The 22,396-nt window shown below is 74.6% G+C and carries 17 protein-coding genes; 9 read left to right on the plus strand and 8 right to left on the minus strand.

Going from position 1 to position 22,396, the window contains the following annotated elements; genetic code table 11:
• The first annotated feature begins 5 nt into the window (after nt 1-5).
• The 4 genes from ACZ7LK_RS15545 (at nt 6) to rfaE2 (ending at nt 4,588) form a co-directional block, all read left to right on the plus strand.
• Nucleotides 6-971 carry a glycosyltransferase gene (locus tag ACZ7LK_RS15545; protein ID WP_392273606.1) on the plus strand — a complete coding sequence of 322 codons (966 nt, stop codon included), beginning with the start codon at nt 6-8 and terminating at the stop codon, nt 969-971.
• Nucleotides 968-2,452: a glycosyltransferase gene (locus tag ACZ7LK_RS15550; protein ID WP_471141055.1), complete on the plus strand. Its 1,485-nt coding sequence runs from the start codon at nt 968-970 to the stop codon at nt 2,450-2,452. The genes ACZ7LK_RS15545 and ACZ7LK_RS15550 overlap by 4 nt, the downstream gene beginning before the upstream one ends.
• Before the next feature lie 79 nt (nt 2,453-2,531).
• Nucleotides 2,532-3,191, plus strand: coding sequence for a D-sedoheptulose-7-phosphate isomerase (locus ACZ7LK_RS15555; RefSeq protein ID WP_471141058.1), 660 nt, complete (start codon nt 2,532-2,534; stop codon nt 3,189-3,191).
• The gene (gene rfaE2 / locus ACZ7LK_RS15560; protein WP_392273603.1) at nt 3,188-4,588 is read left to right on the plus strand and encodes a D-glycero-beta-D-manno-heptose 1-phosphate adenylyltransferase; all 1,401 of its coding nucleotides are present in this window, start codon (nt 3,188-3,190) and stop codon (nt 4,586-4,588) included. The genes ACZ7LK_RS15555 and rfaE2 overlap by 4 nt, the downstream gene beginning before the upstream one ends.
• A gap of 198 nt (nt 4,589-4,786) precedes the next feature.
• On the opposite strand, the gene ACZ7LK_RS15565 is transcribed toward rfaE2, so the two are convergent.
• A complete protein-coding gene (locus ACZ7LK_RS15565; RefSeq protein WP_469463382.1) occupies nt 4,787-6,019 on the minus strand; it encodes an MFS transporter in 1,233 nt (410 codons plus the stop codon).
• 404 nt (nt 6,020-6,423) lie between these two features.
• Here ACZ7LK_RS15565 and ACZ7LK_RS15570 point away from each other — a divergent pair, with 404 nt between their 5' ends.
• Complete coding sequence (locus ACZ7LK_RS15570; RefSeq protein WP_392273602.1) at nt 6,424-7,152, plus strand: SDR family oxidoreductase; 729 nt, start codon at nt 6,424-6,426, stop codon at nt 7,150-7,152.
• Here the strand turns inward: ACZ7LK_RS15570 and ACZ7LK_RS15575 are convergent, their stop codons facing one another.
• The 3 genes from ACZ7LK_RS15575 to ACZ7LK_RS15585 all read right to left on the minus strand — a co-directional run bounded on the left by ACZ7LK_RS15575 (nt 7,153) and on the right by ACZ7LK_RS15585 (nt 13,247).
• On the minus strand, nt 7,153-8,187 hold the full coding sequence (locus ACZ7LK_RS15575) for a DNA topoisomerase IB (protein ID WP_471141063.1): 1,035 nt from the start codon (nt 8,185-8,187) through the stop codon (nt 7,153-7,155).
• 77 nt (nt 8,188-8,264) lie between these two features.
• Nucleotides 8,265-10,661: a SpoIIE family protein phosphatase gene (locus ACZ7LK_RS15580; protein WP_471141066.1), complete on the minus strand. Its 2,397-nt coding sequence runs from the start codon at nt 10,659-10,661 to the stop codon at nt 8,265-8,267.
• A gap of 60 nt (nt 10,662-10,721) precedes the next feature.
• Nucleotides 10,722-13,247, minus strand: coding sequence for a PP2C family protein-serine/threonine phosphatase (locus ACZ7LK_RS15585; RefSeq protein ID WP_471141069.1), 2,526 nt, complete (start codon nt 13,245-13,247; stop codon nt 10,722-10,724).
• 173 nt (nt 13,248-13,420) lie between these two features.
• On the opposite strand from ACZ7LK_RS15585, the gene ACZ7LK_RS15590 reads away from it, so the two are divergent.
• Nucleotides 13,421-14,353 carry a MurR/RpiR family transcriptional regulator gene (locus tag ACZ7LK_RS15590; RefSeq protein ID WP_392273598.1) on the plus strand — a complete coding sequence of 311 codons (933 nt, stop codon included), beginning with the start codon at nt 13,421-13,423 and terminating at the stop codon, nt 14,351-14,353.
• A gap of 292 nt (nt 14,354-14,645) precedes the next feature.
• Here ACZ7LK_RS15590 and ACZ7LK_RS15595 read toward each other — a convergent pair whose 3' ends face one another.
• Nucleotides 14,646-14,951, minus strand: coding sequence for a DUF5133 domain-containing protein (locus ACZ7LK_RS15595; protein ID WP_471141073.1), 306 nt, complete (start codon nt 14,949-14,951; stop codon nt 14,646-14,648).
• 284 nt (nt 14,952-15,235) lie between these two features.
• Between ACZ7LK_RS15595 and ACZ7LK_RS15600 the strand changes: the two genes are divergently transcribed.
• The 3 genes from ACZ7LK_RS15600 (at nt 15,236) to ACZ7LK_RS15610 (ending at nt 17,142) form a co-directional block, all read left to right on the plus strand.
• Nucleotides 15,236-15,424 (plus strand): DUF2795 domain-containing protein, encoded by a 189-nt coding sequence (locus ACZ7LK_RS15600; protein ID WP_392273596.1) that lies wholly within the window; start codon nt 15,236-15,238, stop codon nt 15,422-15,424.
• A gap of 253 nt (nt 15,425-15,677) precedes the next feature.
• Entirely contained in the window at nt 15,678-16,664 is a 987-nt protein-coding gene (locus tag ACZ7LK_RS15605) for a glycosyltransferase family 2 protein (protein ID WP_392273595.1), read from the plus strand.
• Between the two features lie 10 nt (nt 16,665-16,674).
• Nucleotides 16,675-17,142, plus strand: a complete 468-nt coding sequence (locus tag ACZ7LK_RS15610; RefSeq protein WP_392273594.1) for a GtrA family protein — start codon at nt 16,675-16,677, stop codon at nt 17,140-17,142.
• On the opposite strand, the gene ACZ7LK_RS15615 is transcribed toward ACZ7LK_RS15610, so the two are convergent.
• The 3 genes from ACZ7LK_RS15615 to ACZ7LK_RS15625 all read right to left on the minus strand — a co-directional run bounded on the left by ACZ7LK_RS15615 (nt 17,117) and on the right by ACZ7LK_RS15625 (nt 22,193).
• Nucleotides 17,117-18,631, minus strand: coding sequence for a DUF6056 family protein (locus ACZ7LK_RS15615; RefSeq protein WP_392273593.1), 1,515 nt, complete (start codon nt 18,629-18,631; stop codon nt 17,117-17,119). The two genes, ACZ7LK_RS15610 and ACZ7LK_RS15615, sit on opposite strands and share 26 nt — an antisense overlap.
• 163 nt (nt 18,632-18,794) lie before the next feature.
• On the minus strand, nt 18,795-19,523 hold the full coding sequence (locus ACZ7LK_RS15620; protein ID WP_392273592.1) for a class I SAM-dependent methyltransferase: 729 nt from the start codon (nt 19,521-19,523) through the stop codon (nt 18,795-18,797).
• A 24-nt stretch (nt 19,524-19,547) separates the two neighbouring features.
• Nucleotides 19,548-22,193 (minus strand): SpoIIE family protein phosphatase, encoded by a 2,646-nt coding sequence (locus tag ACZ7LK_RS15625; protein ID WP_471141079.1) that lies wholly within the window; start codon nt 22,191-22,193, stop codon nt 19,548-19,550.
• Nucleotides 22,194-22,396: the final 203 nt, after the last annotated feature.

Consider the following 22,396-nt stretch of genomic DNA (forward strand, 5'->3'; position numbering starts at 1 on the left):
GGGTCATGAACATCCTGCTGTGGCACGTGCACGGGTCCTGGACGACGGCGTTCGTCCAGGGGCCCCACACCTACCTGGTGCCGGTCACCCCCGACCGCTGCCCCGACGGGCTGGGCCGGGCGCGCACCTTCACCTGGCCGGACTCGGTCCGGGAGGTCACCCCGGAGGGGCTCCGGGACGCCCCGGTGGACCTGGTGGTCCTCCAGCGCCCGCACGAGCTCGACCTGGCCGAGCGCTGGCTGGGCGGCCGCCGGCCGGGCCGGGACGTGCCGGCCGTGTACCTGGAGCACAACGCTCCCGACGGGGACGTGCCCGGCACCCGGCACCCGTGTGCCGACCGTGACGACCTGACGCTGGTCCACGTCACCCACTTCAACCGGCTGTTCTGGGACAACGGGTCGACGCGCACCGAGGTCGTCGAGCACGGCATCGTCGACCCGGGCCACCTGTACACCGGCCGCCTCGCCCGGGCCGCCGTGGTGGTCAACGAACCGGTGCGGCGCGGCCGTCACACCGGTACGGACCTGCTGCCCGCGCTGTCCGAGGCGGCGCCGCTGGACGTGTTCGGCATGCGTACGGAAGGCCTCGCCGAGCACCTGGGGCTCCCCGAGGAGCGGTGCCGCACCGCCGACCTCCCGCAGTCCGCACTGCACGCGGCGATGGCGGAGCGGCGGCTGTACCTGCACCCCGTCCGCTGGACGTCGCTGGGCCTGTCGCTGCTGGAGGCCATGCACCTGGGCATGCCGGTGGTGGCGCTGGCCACCACCGAGGCGATCGAGGCCGTCCCCGCGGGCGCCGGAACGCTGTCGACCCGGCCCGAGGTGCTCGCCCGGGCCGCCCGCCACTACCTCGGCGAGCCGGAGGCGGCCGCCGAGGACGGGGCGCGGGCCCGGCAGGCGGCGCTCGAACGGTACGGGCTCAAACGCTTCCTGGACGACTGGGAGCGCGTGATGACGGAGGTGCGCTCATGACATCCCTGGACCCCCTGGACACCGGCCCCGACCGGCCGGACCACCGTCGCGCGGACGGTGTCGACGACGTGGACGCCGAGGCCGAGGCGCTGGAGGCGGAGGCGCTGGAGGCCGAGGCGGAGGCCCTGGAGGCCGACGCCCTGGAGACGGGGGCGGAGGCTCTGGAGGCCGGGGCGGGGGGCGGGGACCTGGCCGTGGGTGCCGGGGTCGTGGTACGGGCCGGGGCCTTGGGTGCCGGCAGGTTCGCCGGTGGTGGCGGCTCCGGGCTGTCGATCGCGCTGGTCTCCGAGCACGCCAGCCCGCTCGCCGTCCTGGGCGGCGTCGACGCGGGGGGCCAGAACGTGCATGTCGCCCGCCTCGCCGGGGCCCTGGCCGACCGCGGCCACCGGGTCACCGTGTACACCCGCCGTGACGCCCCGGACCTCCCCGAACGGGTGATGCTGCGCCCCGGCGTGGAGGTGCTGCATGTGCCCGCCGGGCCGCCGGAGCCCCTGCCCAAGGACGAACTCCTGCCGTACATGGCGGAGTTCGGCCGGTGGATGGCGACGGAGTGGCGGTCCGGTCCGCCCGACCTGGTGCACTCCCACTTCTGGATGTCCGGCGTGGCCTCGCTGCGGGCCACCCGGGAGGCGCGGCTGCCGTTCCTGCACACGTACCACGCACTGGGAACGGTCAAGCGGCGCCACCAGAAGCACGCCGACACCAGCCCGCCGGAGCGCATCGCCCACGAGCGGGAGGTGGGACTGGGCTGCGACCGGGTCATCGCCACCTGCCACGACGAGGTGTTCGAGCTGAGCCGCATGCGCGTCCCCGCCGGGAAGGTGGGCGTGGTGCCGTGCGGCGTGGACCCCGAGGAGTTCCGCCCGGACGGCCCGGCCGCCGACCGGGCCGGCGGCCGGCGGTACCGGCTGCTCCAGCTCGGCCGGCTGGTCCCCCGCAAGGGCGCCGCCGTGTCCATCACGGCCCTTACCCGGCTGCCCGACACCGAACTGCTCGTCGTCGGAGGCCCTCCCGCCGCCCGGCTCGACGACGACCCGGAGGTGCGCCGGCTGCGGGAGGTCGCCCGGCTGGCCGGGGTCGCCGGCCGGGTCCGCTTCACCGGCGGCGTACCGCCCGAGGACGTGGCGCCGCTGCTGCGCAGCGCGGACGTGGTGCTGTGCCCCGGGGACTACGAGCCGTTCGGCATCGTGCCGCTGGAGGCCATGGCCTGCGGACGGCCCGTCGTGGCCAGCGCGGTGGGCGGGCAGCTCGACACCGTGGACGATCCGGCCACCGGGCGGCTCGTGCCGCCCCGGGACCCCGACGCGCTGGCCCGCGCGGTGGGGGAACTGCTCGCCGACCCCGCGCTGCGGGCGGCGTGCGGGGCGGCCGGCCGCCGCAGGGTGCTGAGCCGGTACGGCTGGGCGCGGGTCGCCGCCGCCACCGAGAAGGAGTACGCCGCGGTGCTCGCCGCCCGGCCCGCCGTCACGGGCGTGGCCTGACCCGGTCCACCGGAACGACGAAGTCCGAAGGAGGTGCGGGCCCCGTCGCCGTCCCCCGGGACGCGGCAGCCCGAACGCCATGACCGATCCCCTCGCTCCCCCCACCCTCGAAGCGGCGCACGCACACTGCCGGGCGCTCCAGGACGCCCTCGGCACCTTCCGGCGACGGAACATGGACCGGATCGCCGAGTGGGGCGGTCACCTCGCGGCCGTCCTGCCGGTGGGCGGTCGCCTGCTGGCCGCCGGGAACGGCGGCAGCGCCGCCCAGGCCCAGCACCTGACCGCCGAACTGGTCGGCCGCTACCAGCGGGAACGCCCCGCCTTCTCGGCCATCTCCCTGCACGCCGAGACGTCCAGCGTGACGGCCATCGGCAACGACTACGGGTTCGACCAGGTGTACGCGCGGCAGGTCGCCGCGCACGGCCGGCCCGGTGACGTGCTGGTGCTGCTGTCCACCTCGGGGCACAGCGCCAACCTGATCGCGGCGGCCGTCACCGCGCGGCAGGCGGGGCTGCTGGTCTGGGCGCTGACCGGCCCGCGCCCCAACCCGCTGGCGGAGGCCGCCGACGAGGCGTGCTGCGTCGACGCCGACTCGACCGCGACGGTCCAGGAGACCCATCTCGTCGCCGTGCACCTGGTGTGCGAGTTCTTCGACGCCGCGCTCGCCGCGGCGGCGGTACGGCCCACTCGTGCGGCGGGCGCGGCGGCGCCCCTCGCGGCCCGGCGGAGGATGTCATGAGCGCGTACAAGCCCCTGGTCGTGGTGGGCGACGTCCTGCTGGACGAGGACATCGAAGGCGTGTCCACCCGGCTCGCCCCGGACGCCCCGGCGCCGGTCGTCGACGTCACCGGCGACCAGCGGCGCCCCGGCGGCGCCGGACTCGCGGCCGCCCTCGCCACGCGCGGCGGGCGGGACGTGGTCCTGGTGACCGCGCTCGGCGACGACCCCGCCAGCGACGCCGTGCGGCGCGGGCTGCGCGGCCGCGTGCGGCTGGTGGAACTGCCGCTGAACGGCACCCTGCCGGTGAAGACGCGGGTCCTCGCCGGCGGCCGCCCCCTGGTGCGGATCGACCGCGGCGGCGGTGACCCCGGCGAGCCGGACGCCGCCGTGCGGGACACCCTCGCGCAGGCCCACGCCGTACTCGTCGCCGATTACGGGCGGCACACCGCCAGCGCGGTACGGGAGCACCTGGCGGCCGTCGCGCCCAAGGTCCCCGTCGTGTGGGACCCGCACCTCAAGGGCGACGTGCCCGTACCGGGCGCGCGGATCGTCACCCCGAACGCCGCCGAGACCATGGCGCTGTGCCGCGGTGACGGCGACTCGCTGCGCGCCTTCGCGGAACGGGGCGCCGAGCTGGCCGAACGCTGGAAGGTCGCCACCGTGGCCGTCACCCTCGGCGAGCGCGGGGTGCTGCTCACCAAGCCGGGCGCCGCGACCCCCATGCTGGTGCCGGCGCCGTACCGCGCGCACGGCGACGCGTGCGGTGCCGGTGACTGCTTCGCCGCCGCGGCGGCCGCCGCGCTCGCGGACGGCGCCCTGCCGGAGGAGGCCGTGCAGCGGGCCGTGGCCGAGGCGGCCGCGTTCGTCGCGGCGGGCGGCGCGGGCAACCGGTCGCTGTGGAGCGCGCCGCCCCCGTCCGCGCCCCGGGAAGTGCCGGAGACCGATCCGTTCGTGCTCGCCGAGCAGGTGCGGGCCCGGGGCGGCACGGTGGTGGCGACCGGTGGCTGCTTCGACCTGCTGCACGCCGGGCACGTGGGCCTGATGGAGAGCGCGCGCCGGATCGGCGACTGCCTCATCGTGTGCGTCAACTCCGACGAGTCCGTGGAACGGCTGAAGGGGCCCGGCCGGCCCCTGAACCCGCTGGCCGACCGGGTGCGGGTGCTGGCGGGCCTGGGCAGCGTGGACGCGGTGGCCGTCTTCGACGGGGACACTCCGTCGGAGCTGCTGACCCGGCTGCGGCCGGACGTGTGGGTCAAGGGCGGCGACTACTCGGCGGAGGACCTGCCGGAAGCGGAGGTGCTGCGCGGGTGGGGCGGCCAGGCGGTGGTCCTGCCGTACCTGGACGGCCGCTCGACGACGCTCCTGGCGCGCCGCGCCGCCCAGGCCGCCGCCCCGATCCGCCCCCCGGGCCGTTGACCCCCGTTGTGGGCATGCGTTCCGCGGGGGCATTGCCCACCCCCGCTCCCGCGGCGCCCCCGTTGTGGGCATGCGTTCCGCAGGGCGGAACGGGTGGGCACAACGGAACCCGGGGCGGCGCCCCCTCCCCGTTCCCCCCGGGGCGGTGCGCCTCCCGGTGCGCCCGGGCGCGGGTGGGGCGGCGCGGGCCGGGCGGGCTCAGGCCGCGGTGGAGAGCGCCGGCAGCCCCGCCGGCTCCGGCCGCAGCAGCACCGGCTCCGACACCCCGCGCCGCCGCAGCAGATGCCCCGCCCCGATCGCGCCCGCGATGAGCAGGCCGCCCGTCACCAGCGCGCCCCGCGCTCCCGCGAGCTCCATCATCAGGCCCAGCGCCGGCGGGCCCGCGAGGCCCCAGACGGTCTTGATGCTGCCCCACACACCGAGCACCCGGCCGCGCATCTCGGCCGGCGGGTCGGTCTGGAGGACGGTTGTCCCGGCGGTGTCGGAGACGGACTCGGCGACGGCCATCGGCAGCACCAGCACCAGGAGCACGGCCAGCGAGGGCGCGAGCCCGGCGACGGCCTGGAGCAGGGCGCCCGCGGCCGCCAGGGTGCCGACCAGGCGCACGGAGGGCTTGCGCAGCCGCGCGCCGAGGACCGCGCCGACGATGCCGCCGACGGCGAGGACGGTGGAGACCGTGCCGAAGGCGCCGGCGCCGCCGGCGAGCGGGCCGGTGACCAGGACGGCGAGGGTGAGCCCGTAGTTCCGGCCGAAGATCGCGCTGATGCCGGTGATGCCGGCCAGGGCGACCAGGCGGGGGCGGCGGGCGAAGAAGCGCAGGCCTTCGCGGACGGTCATGTCGGGGTCGTCGCGCTTCGCGGTGGGCGCCGCGGTGGTGACGGCTCCGGCGACGGGGCGCAGGAAGGGGATGACGGCGGCGACGAACAGGAAGGACAGTCCGTTCGCCGCGTACGCGGCCGCCGTGCCGAAGACGCCGACGGCGAGGCCCGCCAGTCCGGTGCCGGCGAGGCGTCCCGCGTTGCTGACGAGGGAGCCGACGCCGATGGCGGACGGCACGTCCTCGGCGCGGACCAGGTCGTTGCCCAGCAGGGCGCAGGCGGGTCCGTCGATGGTGGCGATGAGGCCGGTGACGGCGGCGAGCGCCAGGAGGACGCCCAGGCCGAGCTGGTCGAAGGCGACGAGCAGGGCGGTGGTGAAGGCGACCGCGCCGAGCAGCGCCTGGCTGACGGCAGCGGTGAGCTTGCGGGGCCAGCGGTCGACGGCGGCGCCGCCGGCGACGCCCATCAGCAGTCCGGGCGCGGCCTGGACGGACAGCGACAGGCCGGTGGCGGCGGCGGATCCGGTGATCTGGAGGACCAGCAGGTTCTGCACGGTGAGCTGCATCCACGTACCGGCGTTGGACACCAGGTTCGCGACGGACCACCAGCGCATGCTGCGGTACTTCAGGGAGCGCCACGGCGAGCGGTCGGCACGGGCGGAGGGCATGGAGGAAGGAGGCACGGTGAGTTACGGGGGTGACGAGCCGGTGGACTCGGATGGCGGAATCAGGCGGAAGGGAGGCCACGTGCTGCTCCGCACGGCCGGTCCACCGGATCTGTCTGCTGCCGCGCGCCTCGTCAGAGGCGGTCCCGCAGCGTCGCCCATGGTGGCAGAAGGGCCGGTGCGGGGGTGGTGGAGGGCGGCGCGGGCACGGGGTGGCGGGGGCCTGCTGCGGGGGCTGAGCTGGGCTTTCGACACTTCTGGTGTGCTTGCTCACAGTGACCGTCCGGCATGCCGAGCGTAGTGGCGCAGGCCACAGTGGTGGTCAGGTACGACGAGGCGGAGGTGCGAAGAGCATGGATCTTTCGGGCAGGCAGGCGCTGGTGACCGGTGGGGCGCGCGGACTGGGCGCCTCGATCACCCGGAGGCTGGCCGGCGCGGGGGCGTCGGTGCTGGTCGCGGACGTGCGCAAGGAGCAGGCGCGGGAGCTGTGCGACGAGCTGGCCCAGGAGGGGCGGGACGCGCGGTTCGTGGAGCTGGACGTGACGGACGCGCGGGCGGTCGCGGAGGTCTACCGGGAGCTGGAGCGGGACGGCCAGGCGGTGGACGTGCTGGTGAACAACGCGGCCGTGGACGTGTCCAAGCCGATCGAGCATCTGACGGCGGAGGAGGTGACCCGGGTGGTCACCACCAACCTGCTGGGCCCGGTGTACCTGTGTCTGGAGACGTACCGGCGGATGATCGCCCGGGGTGGCGGCCACATCGTGAACATCCTGTCGACCGCGTCGAACCGCACCTGGACCGAGGCGGGTCCCTATTCGGCGGCCAAGTCGGGGCTGCGGGCGTTCACGCACACGTTGTTCAAGGAGGCGCAGCGGGACTGCCCGGGGATCGGGGTGACGGGGATCATCGCGGGCGGCATGGAGACACCGTTCATCCTGGAGCGGTTCCCGGACGCTGACGTGTCGATGCTCCAGAGCCCGGACGTCGTCGCGGACACGGTGCTGTACGCGCTGTCGGTGCCGGTGGGCAGCGCGGTGTCGGAGCTGGTGGTGGTGCCGCGCAAGGAGCCGTCCTGGCCGTGATCAGACGACGTCGGGTTCGCGGCCGGTCCTGAGCATGCGCAGGACGGCCCGTTCGGCGGGGCCCTGGGTGGCGGGGACGCCGTACGGGCCCTCGTCGCCGAGGTGCGGCAGGGCGCGGGCGACGGTGACGCCCTCCTCGTACAGCTCGATCACGCGCGGGTTGATGTAGGACGCGCGGCAGACGGCGGGGGTGTTGCCGAGGTAGCCGGAGACCTCCCGGCAGGCGCGGGCGATGGCGCGCTTGCGGGCGCTCTCGCTGCGGGCGACGGACTGGGAGACGGCGAGGGCGACGGAGGCCATGACGGTGGCGTGCCAGGTGCGGAAGTCCTTGGCGGTGATCTCCAGGCCGGCGATTTCCTTGAGGTAGGCGTTGACGTCCTCGCCGGTCACGTCCCGCCGCGCGGGCCGCTCCCAGTAGGCGAGGAGCCGGTTGCCGCCGCCGCGGCGGCGCAGCAGGGCGGTGAGGGTGCGGCAGGAGGCGGGGTCGGCGACGGTCTGGACGATCTCCCGGCCGTGTTTGCCGGTGTAGGTGAACAGGACGGCGCCGCCCTGGCAGCAGGAGTGGTCGCGCAGCAGGGTGGTGAGGCCGTAGCTGTTGTTGAGTTCGGCGTAACGGTCGCTGCCGATGCGGAAGAAGCCGAGGTCGAGCAGGCGTACGGCGGTGGCGAGGACGCGCCTCCGGGTCAGTCCGCGGTCGCCGAGGTGCGCCTCGACGGACTCCCGCAGGGCGGGGAGCCGTTCGGCGACGTCGAGGACGTGCTCGTGCTTGGCCTGTTCCTGTTCGGCGCGGAACCGCGGGTGGTAGAGGTACTGGCGGCGGCCGGCGGTGTCGGTGCCGACGGCCTGGAGGTGGCCGTTGGCGCGGGCGCAGATCCAGACGTCCCGCCAGGCGGGCGGGATGACCAGGCCTTTGATCCGGGCGAGTTCGGCCGGGTCACGGAGGGGCTGTCCGGCGGGGTCGAGGTAGCGGAACCCGCGTCCGTGGCGGACGCGGGTGTGGCCCGGGTCGGTCGGGCGGCTGTGGGACAGGCGCAACGGGTCCTCCTCGTCACGACGCCGGGGCCGTTGCGGGTATCCGGCCGGACCCGGTGGCAAACCGAGGAGGCGATGGGTCAGGGCGGGATCGGCTGTTCGGCCCAGATGGTCTTGCCGGTGGGGGTGTAGCGGGTGCCCCACTGCTGGGTCATCTGGGCGACGAGGAACAGTCCCCGGCCGCCCTCGTCGTCGCTGCCGGCGCGGCGCAGGTGGGGTGAGGTGTGACCGGTGTCGGAGACCTCGCAGATGAGGGTGCGGTCGCGGATGAGCCGGAGCTGGACGGGTCCGGAGGCGTAGCGGATGGCGTTGGTGACGAGTTCGCTGACCACGAGCTCGGTGGTGAAGGACAGTTCGCCGTCCAGTCCCCAGGCGTCGACCTGTCCGGTGGCCAGCGAGCGGGCCCGGCCGACCGCTTCGGGTTCGCCAGCCAGGTCCCAGGCGGCCACTTCGTGGCTGTCGAGGGTGCGGGTGCGGACGAGGAGGAGGGCGGCATCGTCGCCGACGGGGCCGGGCAGCAGGGTGCCGACGATCCGGTCGCACAGGTCGTCGAGGGGGCGGCGGTGGTCGGCGAGCACGGTGTGCAGGGCGTCGAGTTCGGCGTCGCGGTCCCGGCCCCGGCCCTGGACGAGCCCGTCGGTGAACAGGGCCATGAGGCTGCCCTCGGGGAGGTCGAACTCGATGCTCTCGAACGGCAGTCCGCCGAGGCCGAGGGGCGGGCCGGCCGGGACGTCCGGGTGGCTGGTCCGTCCGGTGAGGGGGTCGACGACGGACGGCGGGGGGCTGCCGGCGCTGGCCATGTTGCACCGTCCGGTGACGGGGTCGTACACGGCGTACAGGCAGGTCACGCCGAGGGCGGCGTCGTCGCCGCCGGTCCGGACGGCGGCTTGTTCGTGGGCGTCCTGGGTGATGAGTTCGTCCAGGCGGGTGAGGAGTTCGTCGGGCGGGAGGTCCAGCCGGGCGAGGGCGCGGACGCTGGTGCGCAGCCGGCCCATGGTGGCGGCGGCGGGCACGCCGTGACCGACGACGTCGCCGACGACGAGGCCGACGCGGGTGCCGGACAGGGCGATGACGTCGTACCAGTCGCCGCCGACGCCGGCCCGGCTGTCGGCCGGCAGGTACCGGTGGGCGACGTCGACGCCGGTCAGGCGGGGCAGGTGACGGGGCAGCAGGCTGCGCTGGAGGGTGAGTGCGGCGGCGTGCTCGCGGGTGTAGCGGCGGGCGTTGTCGATGCAGACGGCCGCGCGGGCGACGAGTTCGTCGGCGAGGGGGAGGTCGCCGGAGGCGAACGGGTCGGGGTGCCGGTCGCGGCAGAAGGTGACCACGCCCAGGGGCGCGCCCTCGGTGCGCAGCGGGACGGCGAGGAGGGAGCGCGCCCCGTCCTCGCGCGGGTCCGGCGTGTCGATCACGGGGTGCCCGGCGGCCAGGCAGCGGGCCTGGACGGAGTGCGGCGGGTGGTCGACCGGCCGGGGCGTACCGGCGGGGCGGGCGGTGGCGCCGGGGCTTCCCCTGGTCCCTTCCCAGACGCGGACGACCCGCCCGGCGGTGGTTCCGGGGGGCGGCTGGTCGCCTTGCAGGACGACGTCGACGAGGTCGACCGTGATGCCGTCGGCGAACTGCGGTACGGCGACGGCCGAGAGCTCCTGTGCGGTGCGGGTCATGTCCAGGGACGTGCCGACGCGGCCGCCGGCCCGGACGAGGAGGTCCAGGCGCTGCTGGGCGAGGTAGCGGTCGGTGATGTCGACCGTCTCCTCGCAGACGCCCAGGGACCGGCCGTCCGCGTCCTGGAGCCGGTAGTAGGAGCAGGACCAGACGTGGTCGTGCTCGGGGTCGGCGGGTGGCCGTCCGCTGTAGTGGAGTTCGATGACGGGTTCGCCGGTGGCGAGGACCCGGCGCATGGTCTCTTCCAGGGTGCCGGGGTAGCCGTCGGAGAGGATCTCGCCCTGGGCGACCATGTCGTCGGGGCCGAGCCCCGCGTACTGGGAGGTGCCCATCTCGCGGTAGAGGGCGTGGTTGGTCCACACGACCCGGAGGTCGGTGTCGTAGATGGCGAGGCCGACGGGTGACTGGGTGGCCAGGCCGCGGAGCATGGACTGGAGGGCTTCCCAGCGTTCGGTCTCGTCGGCGTCGGCCACCGCGAGCAGCCGGGCGGGTCCGGGGCCTTCGTGGGACAGCGGGAGGGTGGCGGTGGCCACCCGGATGATGTGGCCGTCCCGGCGGCGCATGTGGAGGATCTGGTACCGGGCCCGGGCCGCGCCGGGGAGCGGGGTGGCGAGGTGGTACCCGCCCGGGCGGTCCACGATGAGGGAGCCGATGGGGCGGCCCACCGCTTCCTGCGGCGGGTAGCCCAGCAGGGCGTGGGCCGCCGGTCCCCAGCCGATGACCGTTCCGTCGGCGTCGAGGACGGCCGTGGCCGCCTTCGTGACGTCGAGGGGGCCGCGGAAGTCGGCACCCTCGGCCGCGTACACCGCGCTCATGGCACCTGCCTCCTCACGTCTCCTCATGGTCGGTCGGCGCTCCGTCCGGCACAACCGCGATCATTCCGTGGGGTGCGGCCGGGGGCGGCCGCCGGCCGTGCGGGCGGCGAGGAGCAGGGCGATGTCGTCGGACCGGTCGGCCTCGGGCATGGCCTCGTGGATGAGCCGCTCGGCGGTCTCGGCGAGTGTGCGGGCGCCGACGCGGGAGAGGGCGCTGCGCAGCCGCTCGATGCCCTCGTCGATGTCGGTGCCGGGCTGTTCGACGAGCCCGTCGGTGAACAGCGCGAGGAGGTCTCCGGGCGCGAGCCGCAGCTCGGTGACCGGGTAGCCGGCCCGGGGGTCGATGCCGAGGACCACGCCGCCGGCCAGGTCGAGGACCTCCGTTGTGCCGTCCGGGTGACGCAGCAGCGGCTGGAGGTGCCCGGCACGGACGGCGCGGGTGCGCCCGGTCGCGGGGTCCAGGACGACGTAGCAGCAGGTGGCGAACTGTCCCGGGTCGAGGTCGATGAGCAGCCGGTTGGTGCCGCTCATCACCTCCTCCGGATCGTGTCCGGCGAGGGCGAAGGCCCGTACGGCGCTGCGCAACTGGCCCATGGTGGCGGCGGCGGCGACGCCGTGCCCCTGGACGTCACCGATGATCAGGGCGACGCCCGCGCCGGTGTCGATGACGTCGTACCAGTCGCCGCCGACCTCCATGTCCCGGGTGCCGGGGAGGTAGCGGCCGGCGGTCTCGACGTCCTGGAGTTCGGGCAGGCTGTGCGGCAGCAGGGCGTCCTGGAGGCCGCGGGCCAGGGCGGCTTCGGAGTCGTAGCGACGGGCGCGTTCGAGGGCCTGGGCGATCAGTCCGGCGAGGGCGGTGAGGACGGTGCGTTCCTCGGGGCTGAAGCCGCGGGGCCGGTCGAAGCCGAGGATGCAGGAGCCGACCGGGCGGCCGGAGGCGATCAGGGGCAGGAACGCCCGGGCGCCGACGTGCGCGTCCAGGGGGATGCCGGGGTACGCGGCCGCCAGCCGCTCCATGGACTCGAAGAAGATGGGCCGGCCGGTGGTGAGGGTCTCCACGCCGGGGAGCCGGGCGTCGAGCCCGACGCCGTCGAAGCGGTCGAGGAAGCCCTGCGGGAAGCCGGTCTCCCAGGCGAGGCGGAGCTGGCGCTCGCCGAGGAGGTAGATGGCGAGCTGGCGGCCGCCGAACGCGGGCAGCAGTTCGTCCGTGACGACGGCGGACACCTGCCGGGCGGTGACGGCCTCGGTGAGGGCGATGGCGAGGGCGACGGGGCGGTAGAGCATGGACGCCCGGTCGGCCGGGGAGCCGAGTCCGGCACCCGGCGAGACGACGGAGCCGGGGGCGTAGGCCGGGCGGTCGGCGGTGGCGAAGGTGACGGTGAGGCCTTCGTGGCCGGGGTAGAGGGAGACGGTGAGCCAGCCGTCGGGGTCGCGGCGGGCCAGGAAGTGGACGGGTTCGTCGGACAGCAGGGCGGCCCGGAAGTGGTCCTCGTAGGAGGGCTTGCCGAACCAGGGCAGGGCTTCCCACAGGGGGCGGCCGACGAGCTCGGGTCCCGGCCGGCCGAGGAGGGTCTCCCCGCTGCGGCTGACGAACACGATCCGCCCGAGCCGGTCCAGGGAGACCACTCCCCTGGGCAGCCGGTCGGTCGCGGCGGCGACGACCGGCCCGGCCCCGGGGTCGACCAGCGCCCCGTGCAGGTGCCCCGCCCCGCCGGTCAGCTCCAGGAGGCAGGGGCGGCCGTCGCCGGCCCGCAGCCAGATGCGCCGGCTCACCGGCCCGTCCGCCCCGGCGACCTGCCGGGCGAGGGCCCACACCCCGTACCTGTCCTCGGGCGCCAGCATTCCGGCGAACCCGTCGAGCCGGGCGGGGCCGGCGGGGCCGGCGTGGGGGCCGCCCGCGGGGGCCGTGGGGGTGGTGGGGGTGGCGGCGAGGATCGTGGTGAGCGTGTCGTCCGGGGTGAGCGCGCCGGTGGCGGGGTCCCCGTCGAGGTGGGCGGTCCGCACGGGCGGGGTGGTCCGGGCGGGGAGCTGGACGCTGACGGGCGGGTCGTCCCAGACCACGGGGGTGCCCCGGTCCGCGAGGTGGGCCAGCCGGGTGCCGAGGCGGTGCGCGGCGTCACGCATGCGGCGCCGGTCGCCGGGGTCGACGGGGCGGCCGGGGGTGGCCGCGCGGAGCACGACGAGGACGCCGAACCGCTCCCGGCCGTCCCCGACGGGCTCGTACAGCGATCCGAACGGGTACGGGAGCCCCGCCATGAGCTGGGGGAAGCGGCGCATGGCCTCCTCCGCGTCGGCGAGGTGGACGCCCTGGCCGGAGCGGTAGGACTCGGCCACCGGGAAGGGGCGGTTGATGTGCATGCGCCACCAGGGGTGGAACAGCAGGGCGGGCAGCCCGGCCATGGCGGCCAGGCGCAGGAGTCCCGGCGTGCCGGGCCGCAGGTAGACGCCGCCCGCGAAGGCGCCGGTGGACTCGACGGCGTCCACCGTGGCGCAGGCGAGTTCCCGGACCAGCGCGTCCGGCGGCCCCTCGGCTTTCGCGGTGCCGTTGTCGTGCGCGGTGCCGTTGTCGTGCGGTGTCCCTGGCATGTCCCGGCCTCACTCAGCGGGGGGTGCCCGGCGGCCCGTGCCCGTCGCGGGCGGTGCCGGGGCACACAGCCAGCATGCTCCCGAGCGGCCGCGTCGCGCACATCGGTGGCCGGGGAGCGGTGGGGCGCGTTGAGCTATGTTGAGCGCAATCGGGACAAGAAGGAGGCACACCGGTGCCATCAGGGCAGCAGGCTCGCGCGCAGGCGGCCGCGATCACGCCGGGCAAGCCGGGCTCCACGGAGGAGTCGGCCCCCTCGGTTCCCCTGGACCGGGTCATGGCGCTGTTCGGCGGCCACCGGCTGTCCCCCGCCCAGCGCCGGATCGCCCAGTACATGATCGACCACCTCACCGAGGCGGCGTTCCTGTCGATCACGGACCTCGCCGAGCGGGTGGGGGTCAGCCAGCCGTCGGTGACGCGGTTCGCGACGTCGCTGGGGTACAGCGGGTTCCCGGCGCTGCGGGAGGCGTTGCAGCCCATCGCGCTCAGCGCGGTGGCGGGTACGCCGGACACGCGGGAGGAGATCCGCCGCAACGAGTTGCAGGCCGCGATCGACGCGGAGATCGAGAACCTGGAGCACCTGCGCCGCCTGGTGGCCGATCCCGGGCAGATCCTCGACGTGGGCCGGGAGTTGGCGACTTCCGTGCCCTTGACGGTGCTCGGTCTGCGCATCTCGGTGTCGCTGGCGGAGTACTTCGCGTACGCGGCGCGCCGGATCCATCCGGACGTGCGGCTGGTGACCCGGGGCGGGAGCGTCGCGTACGACGCGCTGTTGCAGTCCCGGGAGGCGGGCGGGACATGGGTGCTGGCGTTCGCGATGCCGAGGCACGCCCACGAGACGCTGTCGGCGATGCGGGCGGCGCGCCGTACGGGGCTGCGCATCGCTCTGATCACGGATCTGACGCTGGGGCCGCTGGTGGAGGAGGCCGATGTGACGCTGACGGCCGGGACGGGCTCACGGCTGGTCTTCGACTCGTACGCGGCGCCGGGCGTGCTGTCGGCCGCGGTGCTCCAGGCGATGGCGGACGCCAACCCGGAGCGGACCCAGTTGCGGCTGGAGGGGTACGAGCAGGCCGCGGAGCAGCACAACTTCTTCCTCGACGACTGACGTCTTCCGGTCGCGCGAGACGCTTCTCACAGCTCCCACCAGGGCGTTTTCAGACGTTTTCATACGTCGGCAGCGCATGAAATTTTTCATGCACTTGCTTACTCGACGGTAAATATATTTACTGCTCGGACACCCCGGTGCAACGACCCGGGGAACGGGACAGAACACCGGCGTGACGACGCTCCCTCCTCGCGTCGCCCCCTGGTGTTTTGACCGGGCGCTCCGCACTCCCCGCGGACACCCGTGGCGGCCCCGGTCAACCCCTGGGCCGGGGCCGCCGAAAGTCTTCCCGTCAGGTGGCGGTGACCGCGGCGGCGGCGACCGCGGTCGCCGGGACCGCCGTGACCGCGGAGGCGACCGACGCGGTGGTGACGCCGGCGGTGGCGGCCGACGCCGTGGTCGTGGCGGCCAGCCTGGCGCGTGCCGCCGCCAGCGCTTGGTCCAGGTGCCGCGTCCCGGTGGTCACGCAGAGCGTGTACGTGACATCGTCGAGCCGTCGTTTCAGGTCGGGCGCGAGGGCCATCTCCTGGGAGGCGGTGCACAGGGATTCGTAACGGGCTACGAGCTCACGAAGCACTGCGGGATGCGCCAACAGCATGAACGTACCTGCCTTTCCCACGCCACGAAGCAAGGAGAGAGGGGACGCCGATGCCTTCTCCGGGCCGGCCTCCCCGGGACCGGGCGATGCGCCGGTCCCCGGACCGGGTCGCCCTCCCGCACATGGATGTGCCCGCGCTCTCCGGTCCTCACACGACATTGTGATGCAACCGTGACGGATCCGCGCTGCGTGGGGAGAAAGGGGAGGAAAAGCGCTTCTGCTCCATTGTCGTGACATGGACTTCGGCCCCGGTACCGGCCGATCGGCCGGGGTACCCCTCGACCATGGCTGTGAACCCCATCGAAATGCAGAAGGCCCTCGGCGGCGTCAACTACCCGGCGTCGAAGGAGGAGATCGTCGACCAGGCGTCGAAGCACAAGGCGGGCCAAGAGGTCATGAAGGCCCTGGACTCCCTTCCCGACAAGCAGTACGAATCGCCCGCCGCCGTCAACAAGGAGGTCGGCAAGGGCTGACCCCACGGGCTCCGCGTCCCGCCGAGTCCCGTCCGCCCCGTCCCCCGATTCCGGGTGGCGGGGCGGACGCACGCCCTCACCCGAGTGGACCGCGTGGGGCTGTGGCCCGGCCGTCACCGCGCTCCACTGGCTGGACACGGCGAAGTCCGCCGCCCGGCCGAGGCAACCCCGGCGGTCCCCCGGCCATCCTCCTTGGACGGCGGCCCGAACTCCCGGACGCCGCCCGCACACCAGTGCATGGAGTGAGCAGCCCATGGTCCACATGTCGGTCGTCGTCCCGTGCTTCGACGAGAGCGAGGTGATCGACGCCTTCCACACCGCCCTGACGGCCGCCCTGGAGCCGACCGGCGTGACCTACGAGGTCTGTTACGTCGACGACGGCAGCGGCGACGGGACCGTGGAGCGGCTGCGGGTCCTCGCGGCGGCCGACCGGCGGGTGCGCTACACGTCCTTCAGCCGGAACTTCGGCAAGGAGTCCGCGCTGCTCGCCGGTATGCGCATGTCCCGGGGCGAGGTGGTGGTCCTCATGGACGCCGACCTCCAGCACCCGCCCGAGCTCCTCCCCCGCATGCTGGAGCTGCACCGGCACGGCTACGACCAGGTGATCGCCCAGCGCGACCGCACGGGCGAGGGCGCCGTGCGGACCGCGCTCAGCCACGCCTACTACCGCCTGGTGCGCCGCTTCATGGACGTCGAGATCGCCGACGGGGCGGGCGACTTCCGGCTGCTGTCGCGCCGCGCGGTGGACTCGCTCCTGTCGCTCCCCGAGAGCAATCGTTTCTCCAAGGGACTGTTCTCCTGGATCGGGTTCGACACGGTCAGCTTCCGCTACGAGAACGTCGAACGGGCCGCCGGCCGCTCCAAGTGGGGCGGCAGACGGCTGCTGGACTACGGCATCGACGGGCTGCTGTCGTTCAACACCCGGCCACTGCGCCTGGCCATCCACACCGGTCTGTGGCTGTTCCTGTCCGCCCTGGTCTACGCCCTGTGGATCATCGCCAACGTGCTCCTCGACGGTGTGGAGACGCCCGGCTACGCCACCCTCATCACCGCCGTCGTGGCACTCAGCGGCATCCAGCTCGCCACGCTCGGGGTCATCGGGGAGTACGTGGGCCGGATCTACCACGAGGCCAAGCGCCGCCCGCACTACGTGGTGCGGGAGACCGAGCGCTCGGCGACCCTCGGCCGCGGCACGGACGCCACGCTGGAGCCGGCGGGACGGGCCCGGCCCAGGCCGTGAGGACCGCTCCATGAGATCCGTCGCCGCCGCCCTGCGCGCCCCCGCCGTCCGCCAGTTCGCCACCTTCGCCGTGATCGGCCTCGCCAACACGGCCGTCTACTACGGGGTGTACGCCACCCTCAACGTCTGGCTGCCCTACCTGACCGCGCACGTCATCGGGTACGCGGTGAGCGTCGTCGGCTCCTTCCTGCTCAACTCGTACGTCACCGTCCGCACCCGGCCGACCTGGCGGGCGTTCGCCCGCTACCCCCTGTCGGGCGCGGCCAACGTCGTGGGCAGCGGGATCCTGCTGCACCTCGCGGTGAGCCGGCTCGGGATGGACGAGAACCTCGCCGCCGTGGCCGCCGGGCTCCTCGTCACCCCGCTGTCCTTCGTCCTCGCCCGCTGGGCCATCACCTCCGGGGCGGCCGCCACCCGCCGGTCCGGGTCGCGGCGGCCGCCCGCGGAGCCGGTCAGGGAAGGCGCGTCCCGCGAGTGACCTTGTCCAGGTGGTAGTAGTCGGCCACGCACCGCGCGGGCCACGCCCGGGTGCCGTTGGCACTGAACGGCTCCAGCATCCCGCTCACGGAGACCGGCTTGTACGGCAGCACCCGGGCGCCCGCGGCCGCCCGCTCCCGCAGCCACCGGTCCTGGCGGTCCCACTTCTGCGCCCGTACGCGCATGTCCCCGCCGAGCTCGTACAGCGGCACGGCCAGGCCGAGTACCGTCACCGCGCACACGGCGGCGGCCAGCCCGGCGACCGCGCCGGTGCGCACCCCGCGCAGCCGCAGCGCCCGTCCCAGCAGGGCGCCCGCGCCGGTCAGCAGCAGCACGAACAGCAGCAGGTAGTCGTTCCAGGTGCGCTCCGAGGTCACCACCCTGGCCCCGAAGACCGGGTAGGTGATGACGGTGCACAGGTAGCCGGAGATCAGGAACGCCGCCGTGCCGAGGCCCGTCAGCAGCAGCGGCCGGCACGGCAGCAGCACCCGCCGCCCGCCGGGCACGGGGCCCCGGGACGCCAGCAGGCCCAGCAGGACCCCGGCGGCGACGGCGCCCGTGTACTGCCAGGTCGTCAGGACGGTCTCCAGGATGCGGACGAAGGCCCGCAGCGAGGCGGCCAGCGATTCGGGGGCGAGCATGGAGGTGGTCTCCGCGCCGAACCGCTCGCGCCGGTTGCGCGACCCGGGGGACGTCACCAGGACCACGGTGCCGACGGCGACGCCGGCCATCCCGGTCAGGGACCAGGCGCGGACGTACGGCACGAACCGCGCGGTGAAGAGCCGGCCGGCGAACAGGACGGCGCCCGACAGCACCACCAGGGCCACCACGGACGCCTCTTCGGACAGGGTCCCCATGAAGACGCCCGCCAGGAGGACCACCCCGAGCGCGGCGGCCCGCCCGCGCCGGCCGCGGGCGCGCAGCAGTGGGAGCACGGCCGCGCAGGCGAGCACCGGGGCGAGGGTGTGCGAGACGGACGCGGCGGGCCAGTAGAAGGTCTTGTACGTGTTGGGCGTGGCGAACAGGAACACCGCCGTGATCATGGCGGCGACGAGCAGCGGCACCCCGCGCGGGAGGCGCAGGCCGGCCCGGCGCGGCAGGAGCACGGTCAGCCCCCACAGCAGCCCCAGCACGAGCACGCCGCTGACGAGGCCGTACCACTGGTGCCCGGCGACGGGGAATTTCGCGTACAGCCCGACGAGCAGTCCGTTGCCGATCCGCCCGTTGTCGGTGAAGTAGAACTTCCCGATCAGGCCGGAGATGCCGTCGTCGCGCACGGCGGGCAGGAAGCACCACTCGTCGGCGCTGGGCCGGACGTACCGGCCGAGCCAGGCGGCCGCGGCCAGCAGGCCCAGGGGCAGCAGGGCGAGGGCCGCCGGCCACCCGGAGGTGCGCGACCCGCGCGGGTCGCCGTCACCCCCGGCGGGCCCGGACCCGGGGTCGTCGCCCGGGTCCGGGGGGACGGTGACACTCGATGCGCCGACGGCCATGTCTTCTTCACTGCCTCTCGGGGAAACCACTGGTACGACACCGAAGAGGTGATTCGGGCCGGTGCCGTTGTCCGCGTGCCGTGCCGGATCCGGCGGATCGCGGGCGGGTCTCCCACTCGACCGGCTGTCGCGGGCGGCCGCAACCGGGCGGCACCCGGGCGGCTCACGCCCGCAGCGCGGTCACCAGCCGGCAGGAGGGCGCCCCGTCGGACCTGCGGCCGAACTCCTCCAGCGGGGCCAGTTCCACCGTGAAGCCGGTGCGGGTGAGCTGCTCCACGACGTCGGTGAGCCGGAAGGTGCGGTAGTACATGACGAAACGGGGCCGCCACAGCAGGTTGCGCAGCCGCATGGCCGCGTCGAACGCCCACAGTTCCCAGTAGGGGCGGGAGCCGACCTCGGGCGGGGCCGGGAGCGGGAACACGAACCGGCCGCCGGGGCGCAGCGCCCGGTGCACCCCGGCGAAGAGCCCGGGCCGCTCGGCGGGCAGGAAGTGCCCGAAGGCGCCGAAGCTCACGGCGAGGTCGAAGGAGGCGCGGAAGGGCAGGGCGCGGGCGTCGGCGCGTACCCACTGGGGTGCGGGCCCGCCGGGTGCCGCCGCGTGGGTGGCGCGGGCGTGGGCCAGCATGCCGGCGCTGAAGTCGACCCCGGTGACGCGTTCGTCGCACAGTTCGCGCAGGACGCCCACCCCGGCGCCGGTGCCGCAGCACACGTCGAGGCCGGCGCGGAAGGGCCCGTGGGGCCGTACCGCGTCGGCGACGGCGCGCAGCACGCGGTCGGCGGTGCGGTACGGGGTGTGGTCGAACTTCGGCGCCAGGAGGTCGTAGCCGGTCCGGGTGGAGGAGAGGGCCTGGGTGGCGAGTTCGCGGAGCGTCGGGCCGTGCGGGGTGGACATGCGCACTCCTTGCGGGCGGACCGGTCAGATGACGCCGGCGTTGAAGATGTCGAACGGCAGGGTCCCAGTGCCGTCGCCCGCCGGTCCGCCGGTGCCGGGAAGCGGGAGTTCGGCCCAGATGACCTTGCCGTGGGCGGTGTACCGGGTGCCCCAGCGTTCGGCGAGCTGGGCGACGAGGAAGAGCCCGCGGCCGCCCTCGTCGGTGGTGGCGGCGTACCGGAGGTGGGGTGAGGTGCTGTTGTGGTCGGCGACCTCGCAGGTCAGGCCCCGGTCGTACAGCAGGCGGACCCGGACGGGGGCGGCGCCGTAGCGGATGGCGTTGGTGATGAGCTCGCTGAGGATGAGCTCGGCGGCGAACGACAGGTCGTCCAGCCCCCACTCGGTGAGCCGGCGGACGGCGGCGGAGCGGATCCCTCCGACGGCGCCGGGGTGGAAGGGCACGTCCCAGTCGGCCACGCGGTCGCAGCCGAGGGCGCGGGTGCGGGCGACGAGCAGGGCCACGTCGTCCTTGGGGTGGGCGGGCAGCAGGTCGTCGAGCACGAGCCGGCAGAGTTCCTCGGGTCCGGAGGCGGGCCGGCCCAGTGCCTCGCGGAGCAGTTCGATGCCGACGTCGATGTCGCGGGTGCGGTCCTCGATGAGCCCGTCGGTGTAGAAGACGATCTGGCTGCCCTCGGCCAGTTCGAGTTCGCGGGTCTCGAAGGGTATGCCGCCCAGGCCGAGCGGCGGCCCGGCCGGGAGGTCGGGGAACTCGACCTGGCCGCCGGGGTGGACCAGGGCGGGCAGCGGGTGGCCGGCGCGGGCCATGGAGCAGCGCCGGGAGACCGGGTCGTACACCGCGTAGAGGCAGGTCGCGCCGGTCATTCCGGCGCCCGAGCCCATGGCGTCCTCGTCCTGGTCGATGCGGCCGACGAGGTCGTCGAGGCGGCCGAGGAGTTCGTCGGGGGGCAGGTCGAGGGTGGAGAAGTTGTGCACGGCGGTACGGAGCCGGCCCATGGTGGCGGCGGCGTGCAGGCCGTGTCCGACGACGTCGCCGACGACGAGGGCGACGCGGCTGCCGGGGAGGGGGATGACGTCGAACCAGTCGCCGCCGACGCCCGACTGGGCGGGCAGGTAGCGGTGGGCCACCTCCAGGGCGCTCTGTTCGGGCAGGGCGCGGGGCAGCAGGCTGCGCTGGAGGGTGACGGCCATGGCGTGCTCGCGGGTGTAGCGGCGGGCGTTGTCGATGCTCACGGCGGCGCGGGCGACGAGTTCCTCGGCGAGCTCCAGGTCCTCCTCCTCGAAGGGGTCGGGCTTCTCGGAGCGCCAGAAGTTGGCGACGCCGAGGACGACGCCCCGGGCCTTGAGGGGGACGGCGATGAGCGAGTGGATGCCGTAGTCGACGATGCGGGCGGCCCGCTCGGGGTCCTGGGCCTGCCAGCCGGGGGCGCGGGACAGGTCGGGGACGAGCTCGGCCCGGCCGGTGCCGAAGCCGCGCGCCTGGGGGGTGGACGGCACGAAGCCGATCATCTTGCCGCGCGGGTAGAGGGGGTGGTCGTCGCGGATGCCGGAGACGGCGGTGCGGCGCATGTCGGCGGCCGTGCCGCTGGGCTCCTCGCCACGCAGGACGGGGTCGGCGAGGTCGACGGTGACGAAGTCGGCGAAGCGCTGGACGGTGACCTCGGCGAGTTCCTCGGCGGTGCGGACGACGTCGAGGGTGGTGCCGATGCCGACACCGGCGTCGTACAGCAGGTTGAGCCGCCGGCGGGCGCCTTCGGCTCGGCCGGTGAGGGAGCGCAGCTCGGTGGTGTCGCGGATGGTGGCGACGGTGCCGGCGGGGCCGCCGTGGCGGTCGGTGTGGCGCTGGTTGACGGCGAGCAGCCGGTCGGCGGCGGGGACGACCTCGTCGGTGGCGACGCGCCCGGAGCAGAGCAGTTCGGCCATGCCGGGGTCGAGGCCGGGCAGGTCCCGGACGCTGCGGCCCTCGGCGTCCGGGGGCAGCCGGAGCAGGCGTTCCGCCTCGTCGTTGGCGAGGAGCAGCCGGCCGTCGCCGCCGACGATGACGACGCCCTCGCGTACGGAGTGCAGGACGGCATCGTGGTGTTCGTACACCCGGGTCATCTCGGTGGGGCCGAGGCCGTGCGTCTGGCGCCGCAGCCGGCGTGCCACGAGGGCGGTGCCGGCGGTGGTGACGGCCAGGCCGGCGGCGGCGATGCCGAGGATGACGGGGAGCTGGCGGTTGACGACGCCGGTCACGTTCCGGACCTCCAGGCCGGCGGAGACCAGCCCGATGACCTGCCCCTTCGAGCCCCGGACGGGGACGATGGCCTGGACCTCCTCGCCGAGGGGTCCGTCGACGCTCTCGGTGAGGACCTTGCCGCCCAGGGACGGCGCGATGGTGCCGACGAACCGTCCGCCGATCCGTTCCGGCTGGGGGTGGGTGTAGCGGATGCCGCGGGTGTCCATCACGACGATGAAGTCGACCCCGGCGCGCTTGCGGGCGCTTTCGGTGAGCGGCTGGAGGACGCCGGACGGATCGGGGTCGTTCTTCAGGACGTCCTCGAGGCCCGGGGAGTGCGCGAAGGACTCGGCCACGGCGATGGAGCGGTTGCGGGCTTCCCGGTCGCTGTCGCTGCGCGATTGGAGGAGGAGTGCCAGGACCGCGCCGAGCACCAGCAGCACGACGAGCGCCACCTGCAGGACGAAGACCTGTCCCGCGACGCTCCGTGGGAGCCTCTCGGCCAGTGACCGAACCGAGGCACCACGGAATCGGTCGAAGAAGTGGACCACGCTCCCCTTTCTAACACCGCATGCCCCATGACGACCATGAGTGACCGCCGGTCGCCGGCCGAACACGGGGCGCACCCGGCTCGCCGGGGCGTTCGCGGGGCGGTGGA

Source organism: Streptomyces sp. NPDC039423, assembly GCF_055598725.1.